Below are 23,651 nucleotides of genomic sequence, written 5' to 3'. Positions count from 1 at the left end.
GGGCCGGGCCCACCGGGCCGGAGGGCGGGCGGGGCTACCCGGCGGACCGGGTGAACGCGGTGAACTCCGCCCCGACCGCCCGGGCCCCGGCCCGCACCAGGGACTCGGCCGCGTCCAGCGTCTCCCTGCGGTGCGCGGCCACCAGCACGCCCAGCCACGGCGCGGGTTCGAACGCCCCCGTCGGGATCGCCGGGACGAAGACCGCCCCCAGCTCCGCACAGCCCCGCGCCAGGGCCGCGCACAACTCGTCCAGCTGCGCCTCGGGCAGCCGCGCGCCGAGTTCCACCCGGTCGGCGATCCGTACGAGGTGCCCCGCGCCCCGCAGCGCGTCGAGCCGGGCCGCCACCATGAAGGCGACGGACGGTCCCGTCAGCCGCAGGTTCGTCTCCGTCGGAGCGAGCCGGCCGGCGCCGTCGGCGACGAAGTCCACGTCGAACCAGCCCCGGTAGCCGGACTCCGCCAGCTCCCGGCCCACCGTCGCCCCGAAGGCGGCGAGCGGCTTCTCCGCCCACGCGGGCACCACTCCGGGACCCACCGTGGCGCCCTGGTAACAGCCGTCCTTCACGTCCATCACCGCCCCGCCGACCTCGTGCACCCGGCCCGCCTCGTCCACGAACCCGTCGTAGGTGAGATCCCGCGGGCCGTCCGTCTCCGCCGGACCGGCCACGTACTCCTCCACCAGGAGCGGCCCGCGCGGCAGCCGCCGCAGCACGGCGCGGGCCCCGCCCGCGGCCCGGACCCGATCGGGGGTGACCATCGTGGTGCCCGAACCTCCGACGCCGTGCTCCGATTTCAGAACACTGCTCTCGCCGGCCCTGGTCCGGGCCGCCAGCAGCCGGACCGCCGCCCACCGGCCGGCGGCCCGCCACTGCGCGGGAAGCACGATCGCGGGATGCCCGCCGTCCGCCAGGATCCGTCCGAACAGCGCGTGCGCCGCGGACTTCGACTCGTAGCGCAGCTCCCCGGCCCGCCACGGCCGGCCCGCGAGCCGCTTGAACGGCCGGGTGCGCCCCCACGGTACGAGGGGCAGCCCGGCCCCGGTCAGCAGCGCGGCCAGCGCCGGCCGGGCCCGTACGGCATCGCACAGCCCGGGATCCCCTTCCGCCAGGCCGTCGTACACCTCGACCCCCGACCAGCCCAGCTGGCGGCAGACCAGCTCGGTCCAGCCCTTCGGGACGGGCCGGGGCAGGACCAGGGCCGCCGGGTCCGGGCTGTAGAAGGCGGCCAGGCAGGCGTAGTGGTGTGCGGCCGACTGCTCGCGGTCGAGGGAGGCGTCGGCGAACTGTGCGTTGAACTCCGCCACGTTGCCCACGTGCACGGCCCGCCCGCCCCCGGTCCACGCCCGCGCCCAGTCGGCGAGCGGGACGGGAGCCGCCTCGAACCGCACCAGGGCCGGGCCCGTCCGGTCCGGCGGCGCGGCCGAGGCCGCCGCCCCCGTCGCCCGCGTCGTCGCCACCGCCCCCGTCGCCACCGCCCCCATCGCCCGGTAGAACCCGGCGGCGTGCGGATCGGCGTCGATCACCAGCCTGCGCACCCCCAGCTCCACGGCCCGGCGCAGCACGTCCCGGTACAGCAGCCGCCCCACCCCCTGCCCGATGGCCGACGGCTCGACGAAGAGCAGCCCCATCGCCGCCAGCGGGGGAGCCCCCTCCAGGGAGGCCAGCCCGAGCACCGTTCCCCGACCGTTCTCGGCCACGACGATCCGGCGGGCCGTCACCTCATCCGGCCGGATCCGCAGTTCCGGCGCGCACGCGGCGAGGAAGCCGGCGTCATACCCCCAGTGGGCCTTGGACCGCATGACCAGCCGGGTCAGGGCCCCCGCCTCGGCCGCCCGCGCGGCCCTGACCTTTACCATCTGCTGACCTCCCCATGGTCCGTCGAAGAGCCGTGCGATAGATTCGGCCTCCCCACGGCACATACTTTCCCACCCACGCGGAGACAGGCTTCTCAATGAGCGACATCATCAACGGACTTGGCCGCACCAGCGCCTACGGCGCCCTCGGCCTGGTCCTGCTGATCCTCGGCATCGTCCTCGTGGACGTGCTGACGCCCGGGAAGCTTCCGAAGCAGATCTGGGAGGAGCGCAACCGCAACGCGGCGCTCTTCCTCAGCTCCGCGCTCCTCGGCATCGGCGGCATCGTCTTCACCTCGATCTGGACGACGTACCAGGACTTCGGCAAGGGCCTGGCGTCGACCGCGGCCTTCGGCCTGCTCGGCCTGGTCCTGATGGCGGTCGCCTTCCTGGTGCTCGACCTGGTGACCCCGGGCAAACTCGGCGCCATCGTCGTCGACCCGGAACCCCACCCGGCCGTCTGGGTCTCGGCCGCCTGCAACCTCGCCGTGGCCGCGATAGTCGCCGCCTCGATCGCCTGACGCGGAGCACCCGTACGTGACGAGAGCGCCGCTCCCTCCGGGGAGCGGCGCTCTCGTCTTCGGATGCGGGGGCTACGCGAGACCCAGTGCGAACATCGCGAACCCCGCCGCCAGCAGCCCCACCACGGTCCGGCGCAGCGCCCGGCTGCCGCGCACACCCTTCGGCGGATGCTCGAACCGGCGCGCGTACCGGGCGATGCCCACCAGCAGCGCCGCGAACACCGGAATCCACGCCATCCGCGCCGCGATCCAGCCCAGGCTGTCCGGGGCCGTCGTCAGCCCGGCCAGCCCACCCACGAACGAGCCGGGTACGGCCGCCGCCAGCATGGCCGTCTGGTGCCAGCACAGGATCGTCATCGCGCACAGGTTGACCACGACCACCGGAGCCCACAGGGCCGGCCGGGCCAGCAGCCTCGCCAGCCGGTCGCGCAGCAGGATCGCCGCGCCCGACTGGGCCGAGGCCAGGGCCAGTACCAGCAGCGACGGCGGATGCGAGTTGGTCCGCGCCGCACCCGGTACGCCGACCATCGACGCGGGATAGTGGAACACCGCCAGCAGGGCCGCGAACAGCAGCGTCCCGCCGGCCAGCAGCAGCCAGGCCCCGCGCCGCCCGATCCGCCGCTCGCCCCAGGAGACGCCCAGCTGGTACGCGAACAGCCAGCCCGGCAGGATGTTCACCAGGGACAGCCAGGACGGTACCGAGCCGGCGAGCGGCCCGTACCGCAGGAAGTCCACCAAGGCCACCGAAGCGAGCAGGGGGACCGCGGCCCAGCCGCCGAGGCGGCCCGCCGCCCGCACGCAGTACGGGGTCAGGGCGGTGACCACCACGTACACCCCGACGAACCAGAGCGGCTGGACCACCAGCTTCGCCCCGGTGCGCAGCGAGGCCTCGGGCACCCCGGCCGCGTACAGCACCGGCGCGGCCAGCGCCCACACCGCGGTGACCCCGAGCACCGGCCGCCCCAGCCGGACGATCCTGCCCTTCAGCCAGGCACCCGCCGAACCGGGGCGGCGCCGGTAGGAGAGCGCCGAGGCGTACCCGCCGACCAGGAAGAAGATGCCGAGCATCTGCAGCACCCAACTGGCCGGAGCCAGCCCGCCGAAGGCCGACAGCGGGCTGGCGTTGTGCAGGCCGCCGTCGGAGTCGAGGGTGAAGCCGCCGAGCAGCCAGTGGCCGGTCGGCACGGCCAGCAGGGCCAGGGCGCGCAGCCCGTCGACCGCCCGGTCGCGGTGGGCGGGGGTCTGCCGGTCGATCCGCCCGGCGGCCTTCCTCAGCGGGGCCAGGGCAGCGGATGCGCTCATCGGGCCTCTCCGTTCGCGATCGCGGCGAAGGCCGCCAGGGACTGGGTGCCGGGCGTGAAGTAGCCGGCGTGGCCCTGGACATCGGCGGCGGGCACCCGGCGGGCGCCGAAGGCCGCGGAGGTGGGGTCGGCGCCGTGGCCGATCCCGGCGAACTCGACGTTCGGGACGTCCGCGATCCAGTCGGAGGGACCCCGGGCCGCCCAGACGCGGGCACCGGTGCGCAGACCGGCCGCGGTGTCGGCGCGCATCCCGGGGGAGCCGAAGGCCACGATGTCGGAGGCGTCCGTGTGCCGGGCCGCCAGCCCGCACACCACCGAGCCGTAGCTGTGGCAGAACAGCACCGGATCGGGCGCGCCGACCGCGTCGAGCCCTGCGGTGAACCGGGCCAGGCGGGCCGCGCCGGCCGTGGCCAGCCGGCCGTCGGCCGCGTCCAGACCGACGCCGACGGGAGTGGTGTAACCGATCCACGCGACGACGGCGGTGAACCCGCCGGTCGCCTGGCGCAGCGCCCGCGCCATCCCGGCCGGGCCGGTGTTCGGCTTGCGCCGGGCGTCGTAGGCGGTGGCGTCGTTGTCCGACCCCGGCACGACCACCGAGACGTGCTCCGTGTGCTCCAGGTCCCCGAACACCTCGGCGACCTGGCCACGGCCGCGCGGGTCGAAGGCCAGGATCCGCCGGTCCGGCGCGGCGAGGGAGGCGTACCGCGCCTCACCCGTGGCGGCGATCGCGATCCGGTTGGCCTCGTACCGCAGGGGGAGCGGCGCCCCCTCCAGGTTGCCGACCACCAGCGGGTGGTCGCGCAGGAGTTCCCGGCGCTCCGCCTCGTCGAGCCCGGCGAAGAACCGGGCCACCTCGCGCGGCGTCGCGGTCGCCGGATCCGGCAGCGCCCGGCCGGACGCCGTATCGGCTAGCCAGCCGGCGGTGCCGGGCGGCGGCCCGGTGACCGCGGCCTGGCTCTCACCCGAGGCCCATCCGGCGGTCCCCCCGACGACGGCCACCGCCAGCGCGGCCGTGACCAGCGTCCTTCCGAAGCGGCGCATGCCCCTTCTCCTCTCCTCGTGACGAGGAGGAAGGTAGGAAGGAGGTACCGGCGCGTACGTCGGACCGTGGTGCCAAGTCGGATGTCATACCCCGGTAGGGGGTGGAGGAGCCGGGGCGCGCTTCCCCGCCGGAAACCGCCCTGCCGTCCGGTCAGGCGGAGGTGCCCTGCCGCCCGGGCAGGCCGCGCCGCCCGGCCGTCCCGTCAGGCGGAGTCGCCCGGCCGGACCAGCCCCGCCTCGTAGGCGAAGATCACGGCCTGCGCCCGGTCCCGCAGGTCGAGTTTGGCCAGCACCCGTCCGATGTGGGTCTTCACCGTCTGCTCGGCCAGCACCAGATGCCCGGCGATCTCCTGGTTAGACAGGCCGCGTGCGATGAGTTCCAGTACCTCGGTCTCCCGCGGGGTGAGGCCGTTCAGCCGCAGTGCCGGGTCCTTGCGCGGAGCCGGCCGCTGCTGGACGAAGTCCGCGATGAGCCGCCGGGTCACCGAGGGCGCCAGCAGCGCCTCGCCCGAGGCGACGACGCGTACCGCCGCGATCAGATCGGCCGGCGGGGCGTCCTTCAGCAGGAAACCGGAGGCGCCGGCGCGCAGCGCCTCGTACACGTAGTCGTCGATGTCGAAGGTGGTCAGCATCAGCACCTTCGGCCGGTGCACCACCCCGGGCGGGGGATCGAGGATCTCCCGGGCCGCCGTGAGCCCGTCCATCTCCGGCATCCGCACGTCCATCAGCACCACGTCGGGGTGCGTGGAGCGGGAGACCTGCACCCCCTGCCGACCGTCGGGAGCCTCGCCCACCACGTCGATGTCGGCCTGCGCCGACAGCAGCGCGGCGAACCCCGCCCGCACCATGGCCTGGTCGTCGACGATGATCACGCGGATGGTCAATTCCCCTCCTCGTTCAGATGGGTCGGGTCGCCCGGGGCGTTCAGGGGCAGGCGGGCGGCGACCCGGAAGCCGCCGTCGGGCAGCGGACCGGTGTCCAGCGTCCCGCCGGTCAACCGTACGCGCTCCCGCATCCCCACCAGGCCGTGCCCCGTGCCCGAACTCTCCAGCGCCACCACGGTGTCCCGGGCCGGACCGTTGACCACGAGCACCAGCACGTCGTCCTCGTCGACCGTCACCGAGACCCGGGTGCGCGCGCCCGGCGCGTGCCGCACCACATTGGCCAGGGCCTCCTGCACGATCCGGTACGCCGACAGGTCCACCGCCGGCGGAGCGGCCCCGGCCGCCCCCGCCGCCAGAGACAACTCCACCGGCTGCCCGGCCCGTACGGTCGCCTCCACCAGCTGCTGGAGCCGGTCGATCCCCGGCTGCGGGGCCCGCTCGCCCTCCGCGCCGCCGTTCGCCCCGTCACCGCGCAGTACGGTCAGCAGCCGCCGCATCTCGCCCAGCGACTCCCGGGCACTGGCCGCGATCGCCGCGAACTCCTCCTGTACGGGCTCGGGCATGCCCGGCAGCCGGTACGGCGCCGAATCCGCCTGGACGGTGATCACCGACATGTGGTGGGCCACCACGTCGTGCAACTCGCGTGCGATCCGGGCCCGTTCCTCCAGCAGGGTCCGCCGGGCGCGCTCCGCCTCGCTGATGCTCTCCTGCTCGGCGATCCGCTGCTGTGCGTCGCCCAGACCGCGCAGCGCGCCCGTCAGCACCAGCACGACCCCGCTCAGCACGAAGAGCAGGGCGGCGGAGTTCATCACGCCCGCAGGCTGGAAGAAGCCCAGCACCGCACCGAGCCCGCCGGTCACCAGCCACACCCCGACCAGGTTCCGGATGGATTCGCGCAGCCCCAGACAGGCCATCAGCAGCAGGTAGCCGACGATGGTCATCGGCGGCCACGGCCAGGCGTGCCCGGCCACCTCGTCGGCGCCGATCAGCAGGACCGCTCCGACGAGGTCCGCCCCCAGGACGAGGCCCCAGGCGGGCAGCGGCCGGACCACCGCGAGCAGGAGCGGCACGGTCTGCGCCACCCCGAGCGCGCCCGCCCAGCCGCCGTCCACCCCGTAGTCGTTGGTCAGCACGGCGATGGTCACCGGCAGCAGCGTCACCACGAAGATGCCGACGACGACGTACGGAAGTATCCGCTGCCAGCGCTTGGGCGCCTGCCCCAGCAGGGGCTGCGTCGCCCGGGCGGGCGTGCGCAGCACCACGGCGAGCTGTCCCAGCGCGCCGGGCACGCGGGCACCGGGTGATCCGGCTGCAGGGGTGCGGGTGCGGTCGCGGTTCCGTCCGAACAGCCGGGTGCGGGGTTCGTCGCTCATGATCGGACCAGCCTATGCGCCGACGGGCCCCGAACCGGGGTACGGGTAGGCTGCTCGCCGGGCGATCACGAGGGAAGACAGGCATGGGTGGGGCAGCCGCGCTGGAGAAGCTGGTGCCGGTACTGCTGGCCTTCGGCGGCGGGGTGGTGCTCGCGCGCCGCAAGATCGTCCCGGCGGAGGCCTCCAAGGTCTTCTCCGACTACGCCTTCCTCTTCGCCGTCCCCTGCTACCTCTTCGGCAACATCTACGCCAGCGACCTCGCGGCCCTCTTCAACTGGCGGGCGATCGGCGGCTACGCCGGGTCGGCGGCCCTCGCGGTCGTGGCGGTCGCCGTGGCGGCGGTCGTCCACGGCATCCGGGAGCCCCGCGTCGTTGCGCTGCGCGTGATGGCCGGGGTCCAGGTCAACACGGCCTACTTCGCCGTCCCCGTCTTCATCACCGTGTTCGGGACGGCGGCGCCGATCTTCCCGATCCTGCTGTTCCAGGTCTGCGTGCTGTCCCTGGTCGTCATCGCCCTGATGGAACTGGGCCGAGCGGGGCCCGCCTCGGGCGGTCCGGCCCGGCGCCTCGCCCGCGCCGTCGGTGCCTCGCTCACCACCCCGGTGGTCCTCGCCTGCAACGCGGGGATCCTGCTCAACCTGCTCTCGGTGAAGGTGCCGGGCGTGGTCCTGGACGGCGCCGCCTTCGTCGGCGACAGCGCCTCGCCCGTCGCCCTGTTCGCCCTCGGTCTCCACCTCGGCGGCCTCGGCCTGGACCTGCGGGGCACCACGCGCGAGGAGTTGGCCCTCATAGGCTTCAAGTGCCTGGCGTTCCCGCTGCTGACCTGGGCGGTGTGCGGGATGCTCTTCGGCGTCCGGGGCGAGTGGCTGGCGTACCTCGTCCTGATCGCGGCGATGCCCACCCCGCAGAACCTGTTCATCTTCGCCCAGCGCTACGACGTGGGCGTCGACCTCTCCGCTTCGCTGGTGATCAAGAGTTCGCTCGTGTCGCTCCTCCTGCTGCCCCTGTGGCTGCAGACTATTGCGGTATGAACGCATCCTCGATACCGCGCAGCGCCGTCACCCTCGGACTGCTCGCCGCCTGGACCGTGCACGACCTCGAAGAAGTGGCCACCGTGGCACGCTGGACCCGTACCCGGGTCCCGGTGCTGCGCGAGCGCCACCCCCGCGTCCCCGACCGGGTCTGGCGCAGCATGGAAGCCGTGGACGGCCGCGAGTTCGCCACCGCGGTCGGCGTGATGGCCGTCGTCGTCGCGGCCGCCTCCGCCGACGGCCACCGCACCGGCGGGCGCTCGGCCTTCTACCAGGCCTCCCTGAACGGCTTCGGCCTGCACGGCCTCGTCCACCTCGCGCAGGCCGCCGCGACCCGCGGCTACACGCCCGGCGTGGTCACCTCGCCGCTGCTCGTGGTCCCCTTCACCCTGTGGGCGCGCGGCCGGCTGCGCCGCGACGGGGTCCTGCGGCCCACCCGGGCGCGCGACGTGGTCCAGGGCCTGGCGCTCGCCGGGGCGGCCACCGTGGCCTCGCACGCCGTGGCCCGGAGGATCCTCCGGGCCACGACCGCGCGCTAGGGCGTCTCACGGGGCGGGCCGATGCGCCGGGCGGGACGACCCGCCCGGCACCCGCTCGCCCCGCGGGGCATCCGGTCGTACCCCCGGGCGGGACCGGCTCGTTGACCCGGCATGGAACTGCCGACCATCGCGGCGCCGGGCGTCGGGGAACGGGCCGACGCCGTGGCCGATGCCGCCTGCCACCTCTACGACACCATCGCGCCCTGGGGCATAGGGGCGCCCGGAGGGTGGAGCCGGACCGCGGCCGAGGACGCCGCCGAGGCGATCGAGACCACCGCCCATGCCCTCGCGTCCATCGACCCGGGCGCCGAGGTCGTCCTCGCGCCCGTCCATGCCGCCCTCGCCGACCTGCGCCGCCGGCTCGGCCTCGCCTCCGCCGACGTGGCCGCCGACGACGGGCTCCCGGCAACGCCGCGTACGGTCGGGAACCCGCGCAGGACCCGCTGGGTACGGGTACTCACCGCACCTTCGCCCCGGCAACCGCCTTCTCGTACAACTTCCTGATGTCCGTGCCGAAGTAGGAGCTGTACGAGGTGTCGGCGGTGTCCCCGCCCGTCTTCCAGCCGCCGATGACCCCCACCACGTCACCGGTCCCCGTCTGCCCGTTGTAGCGGAGCAGGAACGGGCCCCCGCTGGTCCCGCCGGGGTAGCCGGTGCAGGCGATGCGCAGGAACGATCCCGGGATCCGCGCGTCCTTGCTGGTGAACCTCGTCGTTCGGTTCACGCACAGGCGCGGACGGGCGGCGGAGGCCGGGTACCCGATCAGCGACACCTTCGCGTGCGCGTAACCGGCGCCGGTGACCAGCCGGTTCCCGCCGACCACGTCCTGCACCGGGAAGCCGCGCGCGTCGGGCCCCACCTGGGCGAAGGCCACGTCGAGGGCGGCGGCGCGGTCGGGACCCTGGGAGCGGTAGCGCGGGTCGATCCAGATCCTGGAGCGCCCGGCCGCGTCCCGCAGGACCGGGAACATGCCGTACGGCTGCGGCTTCGCGCGCGTGTACCGCGGTACGAAGGCCACCTGCTGGGTGTCCGAGCCGAGCAGGCAGTGCCCTGCGCTGAGCACGAGGTTGCGGCCGGGGGAGGCGACCACGCTGGCGGTGCAGAAGTAGGATCCGCCGCCCTTGACGAGGAACATCCGGCCGACGACCGGGATGCCGTCGAAGTTCTGCCCGATGCCGGGGTCGGTGACCGGCACCCGGGGCACGACCGGCCGTGCGGGGGCGGGGAGCAGAGACGGCTTCGGCGTCGGCTTGGGGGTCGGCTTAGGAGTCGGAGTCGGAGTCGGTGTCGGTGTCGGTGTCGGTGTCGGAACGGGCAGCGGCAGCAGAGTCGGAGTCGCTGCGGGAGTCGGTGTCGGAGTCGGCGTCGGAGTGGGAGCCTCCGGGACGGGGACGGGGACGGGGGCGAGCGGGGACGGGGTCGCGGACGGCTCCGCCGGTTCCGGGACCGGGATCGGCATCGGGATCGCGGTCGGCGGCGGGGCCGGCGCTCCGCCAGGCGTCGGTTCCAGCGGCTCCAGTGGTGCGAGGGGCTCCAACGGCGGCTCGGGCGCCGCTGGTTCGGGAGGCGCCGGTGTCACGGGGGGCAGGGGGGCGGCGGCAGCCATCCGTTCAGGTGTCCAGAAGGTCTCGGCCTCGTGGGCGGACCAGCGGCCCGCGCTCACGGAGGCAGTGCTCCCGGCCTCGGCCACCGGCAGGGGGCCTCCGGGCACCAGCAGGGCGGCCGCCAGCGCGGCCATCGTCACCATACGTCGCATTCCGGACACTCCCTAAACGGCCTGGGGGAAACGGAAGAGCCGGTCCGGGTCGTAGGCACGCCGGACCTCCTGCAGGCGGGCGAGGTTCGGGCCGTAGTAGGCCTCGCGCCAGCCGGTGAGTTTCGGGTCGGTGTAGTTCTGGTAGGCGCGGCCGCTCGCCCAGGGCCGCAGGTCCTGCCAGAGCCCGTCGAGCCAGGCCTCGTGCCGGGCCACTTCGGCGGCCGGCGTGGAATCGGGCCAGTGGACGAGGTACTGGGCGAGGAAGGAACTGTCGCGGTGCGCGAAGGCGGTGTCGGCGACCGGGACCCGGTTCAGCGCGCCGCTGCAGACTCCGTCGAACTGCACCACCGCGAGCCCGCCCCGGGGGACGCCGGCCTCGGACCCGTACCGCCGCACCGCGTCCAGGACCGTGCCGATCGCCGCGTCGGGCAGCCCGGCGGCCGCCCAGAAGTCGGAGCGGGCGGCGTAGGAGTGCCGGTCGAGCCGCCCCTGCGGGCCCCGGCCGGGCAGGGTGCCCGGCAGCCGGCACTGGGCCGCGGTCAGCTCCAGGCAGCCCGACATGGCCCGCAGGGTGTCCGCGTGACTGCGTACGACGGTCCAGTCGTCCCGCGGCGGTCCGCCGACCAGGTCCGACAGCCGGGTCAGCTGCCGCTCCAGCTCCCCGCGCCCGTCGAGGCTCACCACGCGGACCGCCGGCGGCGCCGCGGCCCCGTCACCCGTACCGGAACCGGAACCGGAACCGGATTCGACGGTGAACTCCACCTGGCTCCAGAACGGGTCCGGCAGCGCTGCCAACCAGCGCTGCCAGCCGCGCAGCACGTCCGCGGAGTCGCCGCCGGGCCAGTGGAGTTCGGCGAAGGCGCAGTCCCGGGGGGCGGCGTGCGGGCGGAAGCGGAACTCGGTGACCACGCCGAAGTTGCCGCCCCCGCCGCCGCGCAGGGCCCAGAAGAGATGCGGATCCCGGTCGGCGGCGATCTCGCGCACGCGCCCGTCGGGCGTCACCACCCGGGCTCCCGTGAGCCGGTCCGCGGTGGTCCCGTACGCCCGCGAGGCAAGCCCCAGACCGCCGCCGAGGGTGAGCCCGGCGATGCCGACGGACGGGCACAGCCCGGTCGGGACGGCCAGCCCCCGCCCGGCGAGGGCGGCGTGCACGTCCCCGAGCCGGGCCCCCGCCCCGATCCGTACACCGTCCCCCTCCACCGTCACTCCCGCCATGGCTCCGGTGTCGACGACCAGGGCGCCGGCGCGGGTGGACCAGCCGGCGTAGCCGTGCCCGCCGCCGCGCGGGACGACGGCCGCGCCGGAGCGGCGGGCGAAGTCCAGGCAGACGGCCACGTCCGCGGCGTGCGCGGGGTAGGCCACCGCGGCGGGCGCGACGGCGTCGTAGCGGGGCTGGAACAGCCGGCGGGCTTCGGCGTAGTCCCGCTCGCCGGGGAGCACCACCCGCCCGTCGATCCCGCGGGCCAGCGCATCGTAGTCCGGGCCCCGGGCGGCCGCGCCGACGGTGGCGAGGACCGCCGCGGCGGCGCTGCCCAGGACTTGGCGGCGATGGAGGCTCATACCTCCTTCCTGCCACCGCCCGCCCCGATCGCCGCGAAGGCGGGCCCACACACCCCGGCCGGCCCCCCGAACGGCTCAGGGCCGAAACGGTTCGGCTTGTCGTATGGACGGACCGGTCCGGACGGTACCGGCCCCCTAGGCTGCACCCATGCCCCTCGTCGACCTCAGCGCGCACACCGAAGACTTCAACGCCGATCCGTACCCCTTCTACGCCGCGCTGCGCACCGCCGGCCCCGTCCGCGAAGTGGTGCTGGGCGGCGAGCGGACGTGGCTGGTCGTCGGCCACGAGGAGGCCCGGCAGGCGCTGAGCCACCCGGCCCTGTCGAAGAACTGGTTCGGCACCGGGCTGTTGGGGGACGCGCCCGTCCCGGCGGTCGCCACCAGCATGCTGGACGCGGACCCGCCCCACCACACCCGGCTGCGCGGCCTGGTGGCCCGGGAGTTCACCGCCCGCCGGATCGGATCCCTGCGCCCCCGCGTCCAGCAGATCACCGACGAACTGCTCGACGCGATGGCGGCCCGGCCCGACCGGCGGGCCGACCTGATCGGGTCCTTCGCCGTACCGCTGCCGATGACCGTGATCTGCGAACTCCTCGGCGTGCCCGGCCTGGACCGCGCGCGGTTCCGCTACTGGTCGAGCGAGATCGTCGCCCCGCTGGACGGCGCCGGCGCGGACGGCCGCGTACTGGAGGAGATGACCGCGTACCTCTCCGAACTGGTCGGGGCCAAGGCGGAGGATCCCGGCGAGGACCTGCTCGGCGCCCTGATCCGCACCCGCGACGAGGACGGCGACCGGCTCTCACCGGACGAGCTGATCGGGATGGCCTTCCTGCTGCTGGTGGCGGGCCACGAGACCACCGTGAACCTGGTGGGCAACGGTGTGCGGGCCCTGCTCGCGCACCCCGACCAGCTCGCCGCCCTGCGCGCCGACCCGGACGCTCTGATCGACGGCGCCGTGGAGGAGATGCTGCGCTACGACGGCCCGGTCCAGCACGCCACGTACCGCTTCGCCCGCACCGGCCTGGAACCGGCGGCACCTTCGTCCCCGCCGGTTCCTCCGTCCTGGTCGCCCTCGCCGCGGCGGACCGGGATCCGGCGCGCTTCGCGCGGCCCGGGCCCGACGTGTTCGACATCCGGCGCCCCGGCCCCGGGCACCTCGCCTTCGGGCACGGCATCCACTTCTGCCTCGGTGCCCCGCTCGCCCGGCTGGAGGGCCGCATCGCGATCCGGGCCCTGCTGGAGCGCTTCCCGGACCTGGCCGAGGACCCGGACGCGGGGTCGCGGGACTGGCTTCCGGGCGGGCTGATGCGGGGCGTGACCCGGCTGCCGCTGCGCTGGTGAGCGAGGGCCGTCCGCAAGCCGGGCGGGCTGCGCCCGGGTCACCCCTTGCGCGCCATCAGGAAGCCCTGGGGCGACTTCTCGCAGGCGTCCGGTTCGCGGACCAGACGGGCCACCTCGGCCAGTCCGGCCCCGGCCAGCAGGCCCGCGATCAGGTCGGGCGGCGTCCAGTACACGTCGAGCTCGAACGGATGCCCGTAGGCGTGCTCCAGCCGGATCCTCTCGTCGCCCGCCTTGAAGGCGATCAGGGCGTAGCCGCCCGGCGCCAGCACCCGGGCGAACTCCGCGAACACCGAGGGCAGTTCCGCGGGCGGGGTGTGCACGGTGGAGTACCAGGCCAGGACGCCGCCGAGCACCCCGTCGGCGATGTCCAGCGCGGCCATCGACCCCACCTCGAACCGCAGCCCCGGGTACGTCCGACGGGCCACCGCCACCATCGCCGGGGACAGGTCGATGCCGAAGGCCCGTACGCCGAGCCCGTCCAGATGCGCCGTCACCCGGCCCGGTCCGCAGCCCAGGTCGGCGACCGCCCGCCCGCCGCGGCCCCCGTCGCCGCGCACGCGGTCGCCGCGCACGTACTCGGCAAAGGCGGCCAGCACGGCCCGGTCCAGTGGCTTCCTGGCCAGTTCCGTGCCGACGAGCCGGGCGTAGTCGACGGCGACGGCGTCGTACGACGCCCTCACCGAGGTCAGGTCCGAGGTCTCCGTCATACCCGTGGACAGTAGCCGCCCGGATCGGTCCGGGGGACCCCCGGCTCGGGTGCTCCGGCTCACCCTCCGGCCAGCGGATTGGGCAGTTCCGCCCACTGATCGCCGGGGATGCCGGGGCTCAGCCGCATCAGGGTGAGCGCCTTGGTGGGCAGCGGCCCGGTCAGCAGGGCCTCGGTGTCGGCGGTCGCCGGCAGCGAGGAGACCTCGGCGAGGGCCTCGGCGAAGGCCCCGGCCGAGCCCGCTGTGGCGCCGAGCGCCCCCGTCAGCATGGACCCGAACAGCTTGCGCCGCAGTACGGTCACGTCGTCGGTGATCAGCCTGCCGGACAGCGGTGGCACCGGCAGGCCGTGCCGGACGAGCCGGGCCGGGCTGATCCGCATGTCGGCGAGGTCGCGGTAGACCAGCCGGATCGGGGCGCCAGTGGCCGAGAGGACGACGAGGAGGTTCTGGCCGTGGGCCTCCAGGGCCACCCCCAGCTCCAGCACCCGCAGGCAGACCGAGAGCGCGAGACGGGCGAAGTCCGCCCGCCAGGCCGCCGAGCGCGCCGGCGGGAAGGAGGCCAGGGCCGCCACCGGGAGCACCCGCTCACCGGCGCCGGCGTCCGCGTGGACCTCCGGCGGCTCGCGCAGCACGGCCGCCAGGTCCGGAGTGTGAGCGGTCGCCGCGCCCAGGGTGCGGGTGATGTGCAGCCTGCCGTCGAGCCGCTCGCACAGGCCCTGGGCGAAGGCGGACACGGCCGCCGCAGTCTCGATGGAGTAGACGGAGATGTCCCGTACGGAGGAGGTCAGCCGGGCGCTCAGCGCCGTCTTCACGTGAGGGCCGCCGTCGGCGGGCGCCAGCGTGCGCAGGGCCATCAGCGGGTGCGCCGCGAAGCCCGGCCGCACGCGCTCGTGCCGCAGTACGCGCGCCGCCTGCCACGGATGCACCGGGACCAGGATCCGCCCCGCGTCCTGCAGCGACTCCGGCCAGTCCCCGGTGACCAGGCACTTTTCAGCCGGTACGGCGACGAGGCCGAGCTCCACCACCGGGCGGTGCTCGGGCGCGTACGCCAGCTGCTCGGCCACCGAGAAGCCCGGCCGGGAACGGCAGTTCGGATGGTACGGATGGCCGTCCACCACCCGCTGCTCCCACTCCCAGGTGGCCCCCGGGGCGGAATCCTTCCCGGCGGGCGGCTGGCCGGCCCGGGAGAGTGCGAGGGAGGCCGTACTGCCGTCGACTTCGGCGGCGAACTCCTTCCCGTGCGCCGGCCCCAGTGCCGTGACCAGCGGCGCGGCCTGCCCGTAGGCCCGGCCGTCGAGCAGCAGTTCGCTCACGTACGGCTCGGTCGCGTACGGATCGGGCAGCGGACCCTCCAGCCGGGCGCCGCCGGCCAGCAGGAGCGTCAGGCCGTCCGGCCCCCGCTCCCGGCCCACGACCCAGGGCAGCGGTTCGAAGGCCAGCGCCCGCCACAGCCGGGTCAGCACGGCCGCCCGGGCGCCGCTCAGGGCGGCGGCGTACCCGGGCCCGAGCGAGGGCCGTACACCGGCCAGTTCGGCGGCGACGGCCTCTTCGGCCGGGGAGGAGGGAAAGTACATGCTGGGCTCCGACATCGGAATATCGCTGCACGGGATGATCAAGTAATCATTGCGGATGCCGACGATCACGACCGGTGGTTACGCCTTGCGGACCCCGGCGCACCGGATGGACCGAATGGAATCAGTGGACCTCAACGCCGCCGCCGACGCGTACGCCGCCACCCCGCTCCTGAACTGCCTGCTGCGGGAGACGGCCGATCCCGTCGAACCCACCGGGCCCGGCCGCCCCGCCGAAGAGTACGGCGCGGGCGGGGCGGTGGGCGTGGGAATCCACCGGCTGCGCGGCAGCGGGCGGCTCCTCCGGGTGTGCGGCGGACGCCGGCCGGTGCGCCCGGAACTGCGTACGGCCGCCGGCTGGCATCCGCTCGGCCACGCCGAACTGGTCAAGCTCGTCTCCGACGAACTGGGCCGGTACACCGGCGTCCCCAACGACGAGCTCCCGGTGGAGATCACCGACAGCCGGGACGCGATCGCCGCGCTGCTGGCCGCCCGGGCCGGGGCCGAGGTCCCGCAGGACCCGTACGTCCTTTCCGAGCAGTCCCTGGTGATGGGCCACCCCCACCACCCCGCCCCCAAGGCCAGAGGCGGGGCCCCGGCCGGAAGCTGGCTGCCGTACGCGCCGGAGGCCCACGCCCGCTTCCCGCTGGTCTTCCTCGGGCTGCGCGAGGACCAGACCGCCGAGGAGGGCGGCCCGGCCGTCTCCGGCGCGATCGACTCCCTGGCAGACGCCCTCGACGGGCCGCGGGCCCCGGCCGGCTACCGGCTCCTGCCCGCCCACCCCTGGCAGCTCGACCTGGTGGGCGACCGGCCCGCGGTGCGGGAGGCCCTCGCCGACGGGCGGCTGCTGCGGCTCGGAGAGGGCCGCCGGCCCGTCTGGCCCACCGCCTCGATCCGGACCCTGTACGTACCGGAACCGGCGGCCGACCTCTTCGTGAAGTTCAGCCTCGACGTCCGCATCACCAACGACGTGCGCCGGCTGTGGCGGCACGACCTGCTGAAACTGCGCCGCACCGACGCGGCCGTCGAGGCCGGTTTCGCCGCGCTGCGCCGCACCGGCTCGGACGCGGCCTGGCTGGCCGACCGCGGCTACCGCACCGCCTCCTTCGCCTTCGAGGAGCTCGCCGTCCTCGTCCGTGACGGCCTGCACGGCCACACCCTGCCCGGGGCCACCCCGCTGCTGGCCGCCGCGCTCGCCGAGGGGTACGCCGGGAGCCCGCCGAACGGCGCCACCGACCCCGTCCGCTGGTGGCGGGCGTACCTGCGCCAGGTCGTGCCGCCCGTGCTGGAGCTGTTCGCCCGGCACGGCGTCGTGCTGGAGGCCCACCTGCAGAACACCCTGGTCGCTGTCGACCCGGAGGGCGTGCCCGTGCAGGCCCTCTTCCGGGACGCGGAAGGCGTGAAGCTGCTGCCGGACCTGCCGCGCGCGGACGCCTGGCAGCGCCTGGTCTACTGCCTGGTCGTCAACCACCTGGCGGAGATCGCGGGGACACTGGCCGGACGGTATCCGGACATCTCGCCGCTGTTGTGGCCCGCCGTACGGGAGGAGCTCCTGCGCTACGACGCCACGCGCGGGCTGCCCGAGATCGCGGAGCTGCTCGCCGCCCCGACCTTGCCGGCCAAGACCAACCTGCTGCTGCGCTGGACGCGGGCGGACGGCGCGGACGCCCGCTACCTGCCCCTGCCCAACCCGCTGCGGAACTAAGGGGTGATGTACGGATCCGGCCAAGGTGGGCCGCGTTCCCGGATCCCCTCTCACGAAAGGTATAGACCAATGCTACGTTGGTTGGGCAGACCGCGCAGTCCTTGACCACCCGTCAGAGGAGAAGTCATGCCCTCCCCTTCGCGGGGCGGCGGCCCGGCCGTCATGCCCAAGTACCAGCGGATCGCCGCAGCACTGCGCCGCGATCTCGAGCGCGCCGCACGCACCCCCGGAGGCAGACTGCCCTCCGAGCGCAGCCTGGCCGCCCGTTACGAGGTCAACCGGCAGACCATCCGGGCCGCCCTCCAGCACCTGCGCGAGGACGGCCTGGTCGTCACCGGCCGCCGCGGCACCCGACCCGCCGTCACCGTCCTGGCGGTCCCCGCCGCGGCCGGGCCCGGGAGTGAGCCCGCGGTCGAGCCGGCGGCCGTGCGACCCGCTTCCGCCGTGCCCGCCTCCACCCGGAGCCGGCTCACCCTCGTCACCGTCCCGCCCTCGCTCGCCGGGTTGCTCGGCATGGCCGGCGGGGAACACACCCTGGTCCATCACCACCGCGAACGCGGCCCGGCCGGGGAGACCCTCCGTGACGCCGTCACGTACTTCAGCCCGGGCACCGTCGCGCGGGACCCCGAGCTGGCGGGCTACCGCAACCGGGTGGCGACGCTCCGTGACGACGACCTCATCCGGCTGCGGCGCTGGCTCGACCGCGCCGCGGCGGGCGGCCGGGTCGCCGAGACCATCACCATGACCCGCACCACCCACCCGCCGGCCGCTTCCCCGGCCTGCGGCCTCACGGTGCGCCGCACCCTGCACGACGCCTCGGGCCGGCTGCTGGCCGTCACCGACCTGGCCTTCCCCACGTGGGACCGCCTGACCTTCCACCGCGACCGCCGGGACCCCGCGACCACCGGCTTCCGAGTCACGTAGGTCACACCCCGGGCCGCCGGGCCCCGGTCCGCCCGCCGGACGCGCGGTGTGGGCTCCGACACGCCGCGGACGGCGGCCCGCCGGGCCCGGCGGGCGTTGCGGTCGCCGGGAGTCCGCCCCAACTCCGTCCCGGCGGCCGCGCGTCGCCGCCCGGCTCGTGCTGCGGCCCCGCGCACCGCGGCTCCCCGCCGGGCAAGTGACCTGAATCACGCTGGTGTTTGCGCTGGTGAATGCGGGGCATCGTGGACTGCTGGAGCGGAACCATGCCCTCCGGCCTTGGTGCCGGAGGCGAGGCGCACACGGGCAGATCCCGTCCCGCTCTACGGCTCCGCCGGTCCGCCGGCGCGCGCCGTACCCCGTACGACCCGTGAGGTTTATGTGTCCACGCTCCAAGCCGAGCACGTCTACAAGGTGTTCGGAAGACGACCCGACGACGCGGTCCGCGCACTCGAAAGCGGCACCGACCGCAACGAGTTGCGTGCCGACGGCACCACGGCCGCAGTGATCGACGCCTCGTTCAGCGTCGAACCCGGCCAGATCTTCGTCGTCATGGGTCTGTCGGGGTCCGGCAAGTCCACGCTGCTGCGCATGCTGAACGGACTGCTGGAGCCCACCGCGGGACGCATCCTCTTCGGGGGCCAGGACCTCACCGCCCTCAGCGCGGGCGAGCTGCGCCGCGTACGGTCCACGAAGATCTCCATGGTCTTCCAGCACTTCGCACTCTTCCCGCACCGAAACGTCCTGGAGAACGCCGGCTACGGCCTGGAGGTGCAGGGCGTCCCCCGCGCCGAGCGCGACCGGCGCGCCGCCGAGGCCCTGGCCCTGTGCGGGCTGGAGGGCTGGGAGAAGTCCTGGCCCGACGAGCTCTCCGGCGGCATGCAGCAGCGGGTCGGCCTCGCCCGGGCCCTGGCCACCGACGCGGACCTCCTGCTGATGGACGAGTCCTTCAGCGCCCTGGACCCGCTGATCCGCCGTGACATGCAGGACCAGCTGCTGGAGCTCCAGCAGCGCTTCAAGAAGACCATCGTCTTCATCACCCACGACCTCAACGAGGCCATGCGCATCGGCGACGGCATCGCCGTCATGCGCGACGGCCGCATCGTCCAGCAGGGCACCGCAGAGGACATCCTCATCCGCCCCGCCGACGACTACGTCGCCTCCTTCATCCAGGACGTCGACCGTTCGAGGGTGCTCACGGCCGACGCCGTCATGGACGAGCCCGACGCGGACGCGGACGCCTGCGGCTGCCCGACCGTCCATGGCGACACCCCGCTCGCCGACCTCTGCGCGGTCAGTGCCCGGGTCCCGCACGCGGTCGCCGTCACCGACGCGGAAGGCGCCGTCGTCGGCTCCGTGCCGCAGGACCGGCTCATCGCCTTCCTCGGCGACGAACAACGGCCCCCGATGGCCTGCGCGGAGGTGGCCGCCTGATGCCCCGCCTGCACCTCGGCGCCTGGGTCGACAGCGGTGTCGACTTCCTCCAGAGCCACCTGTCCTGGCTGTTCGACGCCATCAGCGCGCTCGTGACCGGACTCTACGACGGCATCGACGCCGTTCTCTCCGCCCCCGCCCCGCTGCTCTTCGCGGGCATCCTCGCGGTCGGATCCTGGTGGCTGCGCGGGCTCCTCGCGGGCCTGCTGGCCTTCGCCGGCCTCGCGCTCATCGACTCCGTCGACCTGTGGTCCGACGCGATGTCCACGCTCTCCCTCGTCCTGGTCGCGACCCTCGTCACGCTGGTCTTCGCGATCCCGCTCGGCATCTGGGCCTCCAGATCCGACCGGGTCAGCGCCCTTCTGCGGCCCGTCCTGGACTTCATGCAGACCATGCCGGCCATGGTCTACCTCATCCCCGGGATCATCTTCTTCGGGGTGGGCGTGGTGCCCGGCATCATCGCCACCATCATCTTCTCGCTGCCGCCGGGCGTACGGATGACCGAGCTCGGCATCCGCCAGGTCGACGCGGAACTCGTCGAGGCCGCGGAGGCCTTCGGCACCACCCCGCGCGACACCCTCGTCCGCGTGCAGCTGCCCCTGGCCCTGCCGACGATCATGGCGGGCATCAACCAGGTCATCATGCTCGGCCTGTCCATGGTCGTCATCGCCGGCATGGTCGGCGGCGGCGGACTCGGCGGCGCCGTGTACCGCGCCATCGGCAACGTCGACATCGGCCTCGGCTTCGAGGCGGGCATCTCCATCGTCATCCTGGCCATGTACCTCGACCGGATGACCGGGGCGCTCGGCCGCCAGGTCTCGCCGCTCGGCCGGCGCGCCCTGGCCAAGGCGAGGGCCGCGGCCACCGGCGCGGCCAAGGTGTGGAACCACCGCCCCCGGCCCGCCCACGCCCTCAGCGGCGCCGTCGTGCTCGCCCTCGTCGCGGGCGGCCTCAGCACCTTCGGCGGCTCCACCGCCGAGGACGGACCGGCAGGCGCCGCGAACATCGGCAAGGGCCGCACGGTCTCCGTCGGATACATCCCGTGGGACGAGGGCATCGCCTCCACCTTCCTGTGGAAGGAGCTGCTGGAGCGGCGGGGCTTCAAGGTCGACGCCCGCCAGCTGGAGGCCGGAGCCCTCTACACAGGCCTGGCCGGCGGCCAGCTCGACTTCCAGACCGACTCCTGGCTGCCCGTCACGCACGCGCAGTACTGGGAGAAGTACGGGAACAAGCTGGAGGACCTCGGCTCCTGGTACGGCCCCACCTCCCTGGAGCTGTCCGTGCCCTCGTACATGAAGGACGTCCGCTCGCTCGCCGACCTCAAGGGCAAGGCCGGTCAGTTCAAGGGCCGCATCATCGGCATCGAGCCGAGCGCCGGAGCCATGTCCATCCTGAAGGACAAGGTCCTGAAGGAGTACGGCCTCGAAGGCGAGTACCAGGTCGTCGACGGCTCCACCCCCGGCATGCTCGCCGAGCTCAAGCGGGCCTACGAGAAGAAGGAGCCCGTGGCGGTCGTGCTGTGGTCCCCGCACTGGGCGTACTCCACGTACGAGCTGACCAAGCTGGAGGACCCGAAGGGCGCCTGGGGCAAGGGCGACGGGATCCACACCCTGGCCCGCAAGGGCTTCGCCGCAGACGAGCCCGAAGTGGCCCGCTGGCTGAGCTCGTTCAAGCTCACCGAGGAGCAGCTGACCAGCCTGGAGGCGAAGATCCAGGACACTGGGAAGGGCAAGGAGCAGGAAGCGGTCCGCGCCTGGCTGGCGGACCACCCCGAGGTCGACGAGCTCGCCTGACACCGACGAGCTCGCCTGACACCGAAGGCGCCGGCGCGCGCAGGACCGTACGAGGCCCTGCACGCGCCGGCGCCTTCGTGCGTCCGCGCGGTGGCTCAGCCGACCAGGACGCGGTCCGGGGCCTCCTTCGGACCGGCGGCGGCGCGGGAGCGGCGCGGGCGCACCGGCCACCAGATGGACCGGCCGAGCAGGGCGGCCAGTGCGGGCACCAGCACGATCGACAGGACGAAGGCGGAGAGCAGGATCCCGAGGGCCGTCGCGAAGCCGATCTGCTGGGTGGACGGAGCGGGGGTGACGGCCAGGCTGCCGAAGGACGCGGCCAGCACCAGGCCCGCCGTGGCGATGGCGGGCGCTGTGTGCCGCACGGCGCGGCCCACCGCCGCCCGTGCCGGACCCGGCCGCTCCATCTCCTCCCGGATCCGGTCGCTCATCAGGATGTTGTAGTCGGTGCCCAGCGCGACCACGAACAGGAACAGCACCAGCGGGAGGGTGAAGTCCACGCCGGGCCGGTCCAGCGCGCGCTGGAACACCAGGGTCGAGGCGCCGAGGGTCGCGGCGAAGCCGAGTCCGACCGCGGCCAGCAGGATCACCGGCGCCAGCAGGCTGCGCAGCAGGGCGAGCAGGATCAGCGCGATGAGCACGGCCGCCACCGGGAAGACCACCTTCAGGTCCTTGTCCACCGCGGTCGAGATGTCGGCGAAGAGCGCCGGCGTACCACCCACGTGCGCCTCGGTACCGGCCGGCGCGTGGGCCCGCACCGCGGCCCTGACCGGGCCGGTGACCAGGTCGCGCGCCTCCTTGCGCTGCGGGTCGGCCGTCAGGAACAGGTCGATGCGGGCCGCCCGCCGGTCCTGGCTCAGCACGGTCTCCGCGACCTGGCCCACGCCGTCGACCCCGGCGAGCGCCTTGGACAGCCCGCCCAGGCGCTCGACGGTGAGTGCGCCGCCGTCGGAAGCCGTGACGAACACGCTGGTCGGGTCCGACACCCCGGCCGGCAGGGCACGTGAGATCTCGGCGGCGGTGACGACCGCGGCCGTGCGCTCCGCGCCCGCGCCGCCCTGCCCGTAGTCCATGCGCATCCCCATGACACCGGCGGCCAGCGTGCCGAGCAGCGCCACCGAGGCCAGGACCAGCGCCAGCGGCCGACGTGCCACCCGGTCGCCCAGCCGGGCGGCGGAGCCCGCGCGGGGAGCGTGCTCCAGGGCCCGGGAGGGCCAGAACATCCTGCGCCCGGTGACCGCCAGCAGGGCCGGCATCAGGGTCAGGCTGCCCAGCAGCATCACCAGTACCGACAGGGCGATGGCCGGCCCGAGCACCCGGAACTGGCCGAAGGAGGCGACCCCGAGCGTGGCGAACGCGGCGACGATGGTCAGCGCCGCGGAGGTGATGGCCGTACCCACCCGCCCGGCGACCTCGGAGGCCGCTTCACGCCCGGACTGTTCGGGGTGTTCGCGCAGCTGCTCGCGGAAGCGGAAGAGGAGGAAGAGGAAGTAGTCGATGCCGATGCCCACCAGCACCACGCTGATCAGCCCCGGCGTGGAATCGGCCAGTCCGGTGCCGGTCAGCAGCGCCGCGCCGACCACGACGCCGGCCGCGGCGCCGCCGATGACCGAGACCGCGAGCAGCGGCAGCAGCGCCGCCAGGACACTGCGGAAGACCAGTACGTGCAGCAGGACGATGACCCCGAGCATGACCGCCCCGACCACCGTCGTCCTGGTCTTCTCGGCGTCCGCCGTGTCCACCCGGTCGGCGATCCCGCCGGTGAATCCGGTCCGCAGTCCCTCCTGCGCGAACCGGTCCCGTGCGGAATCCCGGAAGGCGCGGTAGGTGTCCTGCACCCCGGGATCGGCGGGGTTTCCGGTCAGTTCGACGGAGAGCAGGCGGAAGGAGCGGTCGGGCGATGTCATGGCCGGGCTGACCCGGGGGATCTGCGAGTGGTCCTGGGCGAGGGGCATCGTGTCCTCGGTCCTGGGCATGGCGACCCGCTTCCGGGCCAACTGCGCGGCCTGCGCGTCGATGCGCTCCTCGTCGGCGGCGCCGAGCGGCGCGCCGTCCGAGCGGGCCACCAGCAGGGTCAGGAGGTTGGCGTCCGGCTTCACACCGAACCGGTCCTCGGCGATCTTCAGGGCGGCCGCCGAGTCGTAGTGCGCGGGCAGGAACCCGCCGTTGCCGGGCTGGGTGGCGCGGAAGACGAACGCCTGGCCCGCGATGGTGGCTGCGATCCCCAGCACCGCCCACAGGGCGATGACCTTCCATGGACTTCGCGTCGAGAATCGGGTCAGGGCGCGGATCACTGGTCTCCTCCGGTCTGTACGGTGCCG

At 74.4% G+C, this 23,651-nt stretch carries 18 protein-coding genes and 1 pseudogene; 9 read left to right on the top strand and 10 right to left on the bottom strand.

All coding sequences use genetic code 11. The features are described 5' to 3' along the window. Nucleotides 1–34 precede the first annotated feature (34 nt). Nucleotides 35–1,855, bottom strand: coding sequence for a GNAT family N-acetyltransferase (locus OG332_RS02425; RefSeq protein WP_327411853.1), 1,821 nt, complete (start codon nucleotides 1,853–1,855; stop codon nucleotides 35–37). A 95-nt stretch (nucleotides 1,856–1,950) separates the two neighbouring features. Here OG332_RS02425 and OG332_RS02420 point away from each other — a divergent pair, with 95 nt between their 5' ends. Then, the gene (locus OG332_RS02420; RefSeq protein WP_327411852.1) at nucleotides 1,951–2,373 is read left to right on the top strand and encodes a DUF350 domain-containing protein; all 423 of its coding nucleotides are present in this window, start codon (nucleotides 1,951–1,953) and stop codon (nucleotides 2,371–2,373) included. Between the two features lie 72 nt (nucleotides 2,374–2,445). Here OG332_RS02420 and OG332_RS02415 read toward each other — a convergent pair whose 3' ends face one another. The 4 genes from OG332_RS02415 to OG332_RS02400 all read right to left on the bottom strand — a co-directional run bounded on the left by OG332_RS02415 (nucleotide 2,446) and on the right by OG332_RS02400 (nucleotide 6,972). Then, complete coding sequence (locus OG332_RS02415; RefSeq protein WP_327411851.1) at nucleotides 2,446–3,675, bottom strand: acyltransferase family protein; 1,230 nt, start codon at nucleotides 3,673–3,675, stop codon at nucleotides 2,446–2,448. After that, on the bottom strand, nucleotides 3,672–4,715 hold the full coding sequence (locus OG332_RS02410; RefSeq protein WP_327411850.1) for an alpha/beta hydrolase: 1,044 nt from the start codon (nucleotides 4,713–4,715) through the stop codon (nucleotides 3,672–3,674). Before OG332_RS02410 ends, OG332_RS02415 begins: the two co-directional genes overlap by 4 nt. Before the next feature lie 203 nt (nucleotides 4,716–4,918). Further along, the gene (locus tag OG332_RS02405) at nucleotides 4,919–5,599 is read right to left on the bottom strand and encodes a response regulator transcription factor (protein ID WP_327411849.1); all 681 of its coding nucleotides are present in this window, start codon (nucleotides 5,597–5,599) and stop codon (nucleotides 4,919–4,921) included. Next, a complete protein-coding gene (locus OG332_RS02400; RefSeq protein ID WP_327411848.1) occupies nucleotides 5,596–6,972 on the bottom strand; it encodes a sensor histidine kinase in 1,377 nt (458 codons plus the stop codon). Before OG332_RS02400 ends, OG332_RS02405 begins: the two co-directional genes overlap by 4 nt. Nucleotides 6,973–7,055: 83 nt before the next feature. On the opposite strand from OG332_RS02400, the gene OG332_RS02395 reads away from it, so the two are divergent. The 3 genes from OG332_RS02395 (at nucleotide 7,056) to OG332_RS02385 (ending at nucleotide 9,046) form a co-directional block, all read left to right on the top strand. After that, nucleotides 7,056–8,003: an AEC family transporter gene (locus OG332_RS02395; RefSeq protein WP_327411847.1), complete on the top strand. Its 948-nt coding sequence runs from the start codon at nucleotides 7,056–7,058 to the stop codon at nucleotides 8,001–8,003. Beyond that, nucleotides 8,000–8,542, top strand: coding sequence for an HXXEE domain-containing protein (locus OG332_RS02390; RefSeq protein WP_327411846.1), 543 nt, complete (start codon nucleotides 8,000–8,002; stop codon nucleotides 8,540–8,542). Before OG332_RS02395 ends, OG332_RS02390 begins: the two co-directional genes overlap by 4 nt. 111 nt (nucleotides 8,543–8,653) lie before the next feature. Continuing rightward, nucleotides 8,654–9,046: a hypothetical protein gene (locus OG332_RS02385; RefSeq protein WP_327411845.1), complete on the top strand. Its 393-nt coding sequence runs from the start codon at nucleotides 8,654–8,656 to the stop codon at nucleotides 9,044–9,046. Here the strand turns inward: OG332_RS02385 and OG332_RS02380 are convergent. Next, nucleotides 9,000–10,298, bottom strand: coding sequence for a hypothetical protein (locus OG332_RS02380; RefSeq protein ID WP_327411844.1), 1,299 nt, complete (start codon nucleotides 10,296–10,298; stop codon nucleotides 9,000–9,002). The genes OG332_RS02385 and OG332_RS02380 overlap by 47 nt on opposite strands. A 12-nt stretch (nucleotides 10,299–10,310) precedes the next feature. Continuing rightward, complete coding sequence (locus tag OG332_RS02375) at nucleotides 10,311–11,858, bottom strand: FAD-binding oxidoreductase (protein WP_327411843.1); 1,548 nt, start codon at nucleotides 11,856–11,858, stop codon at nucleotides 10,311–10,313. Nucleotides 11,859–12,006: 148 nt separating this feature from the next. Here OG332_RS02375 and OG332_RS02370 point away from each other — a divergent pair. Then, nucleotides 12,007–13,199 (top strand): annotated as a pseudogene (locus OG332_RS02370) (cytochrome P450 family protein). A gap of 38 nt (nucleotides 13,200–13,237) precedes the next feature. Here the strand turns inward: OG332_RS02370 and OG332_RS02365 are convergent. Beyond that, entirely contained in the window at nucleotides 13,238–13,906 is a 669-nt protein-coding gene (locus OG332_RS02365; protein ID WP_327411842.1) for a class I SAM-dependent methyltransferase, read from the bottom strand. 59 nt (nucleotides 13,907–13,965) lie between these two features. After that, a complete protein-coding gene (locus OG332_RS02360) occupies nucleotides 13,966–15,480 on the bottom strand; it encodes an IucA/IucC family siderophore biosynthesis protein (protein WP_327419081.1) in 1,515 nt (504 codons plus the stop codon). Nucleotides 15,481–15,586: 106 nt separating this feature from the next. Here OG332_RS02360 and OG332_RS02355 point away from each other — a divergent pair, with 106 nt between their 5' ends. The 4 genes from OG332_RS02355 (at nucleotide 15,587) to OG332_RS02340 (ending at nucleotide 21,330) form a co-directional block, all read left to right on the top strand. Then, on the top strand, nucleotides 15,587–17,182 hold the full coding sequence (locus tag OG332_RS02355) for an IucA/IucC family protein (RefSeq protein WP_327419080.1): 1,596 nt from the start codon (nucleotides 15,587–15,589) through the stop codon (nucleotides 17,180–17,182). 126 nt (nucleotides 17,183–17,308) lie between these two features. Next, a complete protein-coding gene (locus OG332_RS02350) occupies nucleotides 17,309–18,106 on the top strand; it encodes a GntR family transcriptional regulator (RefSeq protein WP_327411841.1) in 798 nt (265 codons plus the stop codon). A gap of 378 nt (nucleotides 18,107–18,484) precedes the next feature. Then, nucleotides 18,485–19,537 (top strand): quaternary amine ABC transporter ATP-binding protein, encoded by a 1,053-nt coding sequence (locus OG332_RS02345; RefSeq protein WP_327411840.1) that lies wholly within the window; start codon nucleotides 18,485–18,487, stop codon nucleotides 19,535–19,537. Beyond that, complete coding sequence (locus OG332_RS02340; protein ID WP_327411839.1) at nucleotides 19,537–21,330, top strand: ABC transporter permease/substrate binding protein; 1,794 nt, start codon at nucleotides 19,537–19,539, stop codon at nucleotides 21,328–21,330. Before OG332_RS02345 ends, OG332_RS02340 begins: the two co-directional genes overlap by 1 nt. A gap of 95 nt (nucleotides 21,331–21,425) precedes the next feature. Here OG332_RS02340 and OG332_RS02335 read toward each other — a convergent pair whose 3' ends face one another. Further along, a complete protein-coding gene (locus OG332_RS02335; RefSeq protein WP_327411838.1) occupies nucleotides 21,426–23,624 on the bottom strand; it encodes an MMPL family transporter in 2,199 nt (732 codons plus the stop codon). Nucleotides 23,625–23,651 lie beyond the last annotated feature (27 nt).

The sequence above is a fragment of the Streptomyces sp. NBC_01233 genome, from assembly GCF_035989305.1.
Lineage (GTDB): Bacteria > Actinomycetota > Actinomycetes > Streptomycetales > Streptomycetaceae > Streptomyces.
Note: the sequence above shows the minus strand (reverse complement) of the source record. Positions and strands in the feature narration are given on the sequence as shown.

Coding starts and splice junctions, on each gene's coding strand:
- OG332_RS02425 (WP_327411853.1), bottom strand. CDS start 1,855: ATGGTAAAGGTCAGGGCCGCGCGGGCGGCCGAGGCGGGGGCCCTGACC.
- OG332_RS02420 (WP_327411852.1), top strand. CDS start 1,951: ATGAGCGACATCATCAACGGACTTGGCCGCACCAGCGCCTACGGCGCC.
- OG332_RS02415 (WP_327411851.1), bottom strand. CDS start 3,675: ATGAGCGCATCCGCTGCCCTGGCCCCGCTGAGGAAGGCCGCCGGGCGG.
- OG332_RS02410 (WP_327411850.1), bottom strand. CDS start 4,715: ATGCGCCGCTTCGGAAGGACGCTGGTCACGGCCGCGCTGGCGGTGGCC.
- OG332_RS02400 (WP_327411848.1), bottom strand. CDS start 6,972: ATGAGCGACGAACCCCGCACCCGGCTGTTCGGACGGAACCGCGACCGC.
- OG332_RS02395 (WP_327411847.1), top strand. CDS start 7,056: ATGGGTGGGGCAGCCGCGCTGGAGAAGCTGGTGCCGGTACTGCTGGCC.
- OG332_RS02390 (WP_327411846.1), top strand. CDS start 8,000: ATGAACGCATCCTCGATACCGCGCAGCGCCGTCACCCTCGGACTGCTC.
- OG332_RS02385 (WP_327411845.1), top strand. CDS start 8,654: ATGGAACTGCCGACCATCGCGGCGCCGGGCGTCGGGGAACGGGCCGAC.
- OG332_RS02380 (WP_327411844.1), bottom strand. CDS start 10,298: ATGCGACGTATGGTGACGATGGCCGCGCTGGCGGCCGCCCTGCTGGTG.
- OG332_RS02375 (WP_327411843.1), bottom strand. CDS start 11,858: ATGAGCCTCCATCGCCGCCAAGTCCTGGGCAGCGCCGCCGCGGCGGTC.
- OG332_RS02365 (WP_327411842.1), bottom strand. CDS start 13,906: ATGACGGAGACCTCGGACCTGACCTCGGTGAGGGCGTCGTACGACGCC.
- OG332_RS02360 (WP_327419081.1), bottom strand. CDS start 15,480: ATGTACTTTCCCTCCTCCCCGGCCGAAGAGGCCGTCGCCGCCGAACTG.
- OG332_RS02355 (WP_327419080.1), top strand. CDS start 15,587: ATGGACCGAATGGAATCAGTGGACCTCAACGCCGCCGCCGACGCGTAC.
- OG332_RS02350 (WP_327411841.1), top strand. CDS start 17,309: ATGCCCTCCCCTTCGCGGGGCGGCGGCCCGGCCGTCATGCCCAAGTAC.
- OG332_RS02340 (WP_327411839.1), top strand. CDS start 19,537: ATGCCCCGCCTGCACCTCGGCGCCTGGGTCGACAGCGGTGTCGACTTC.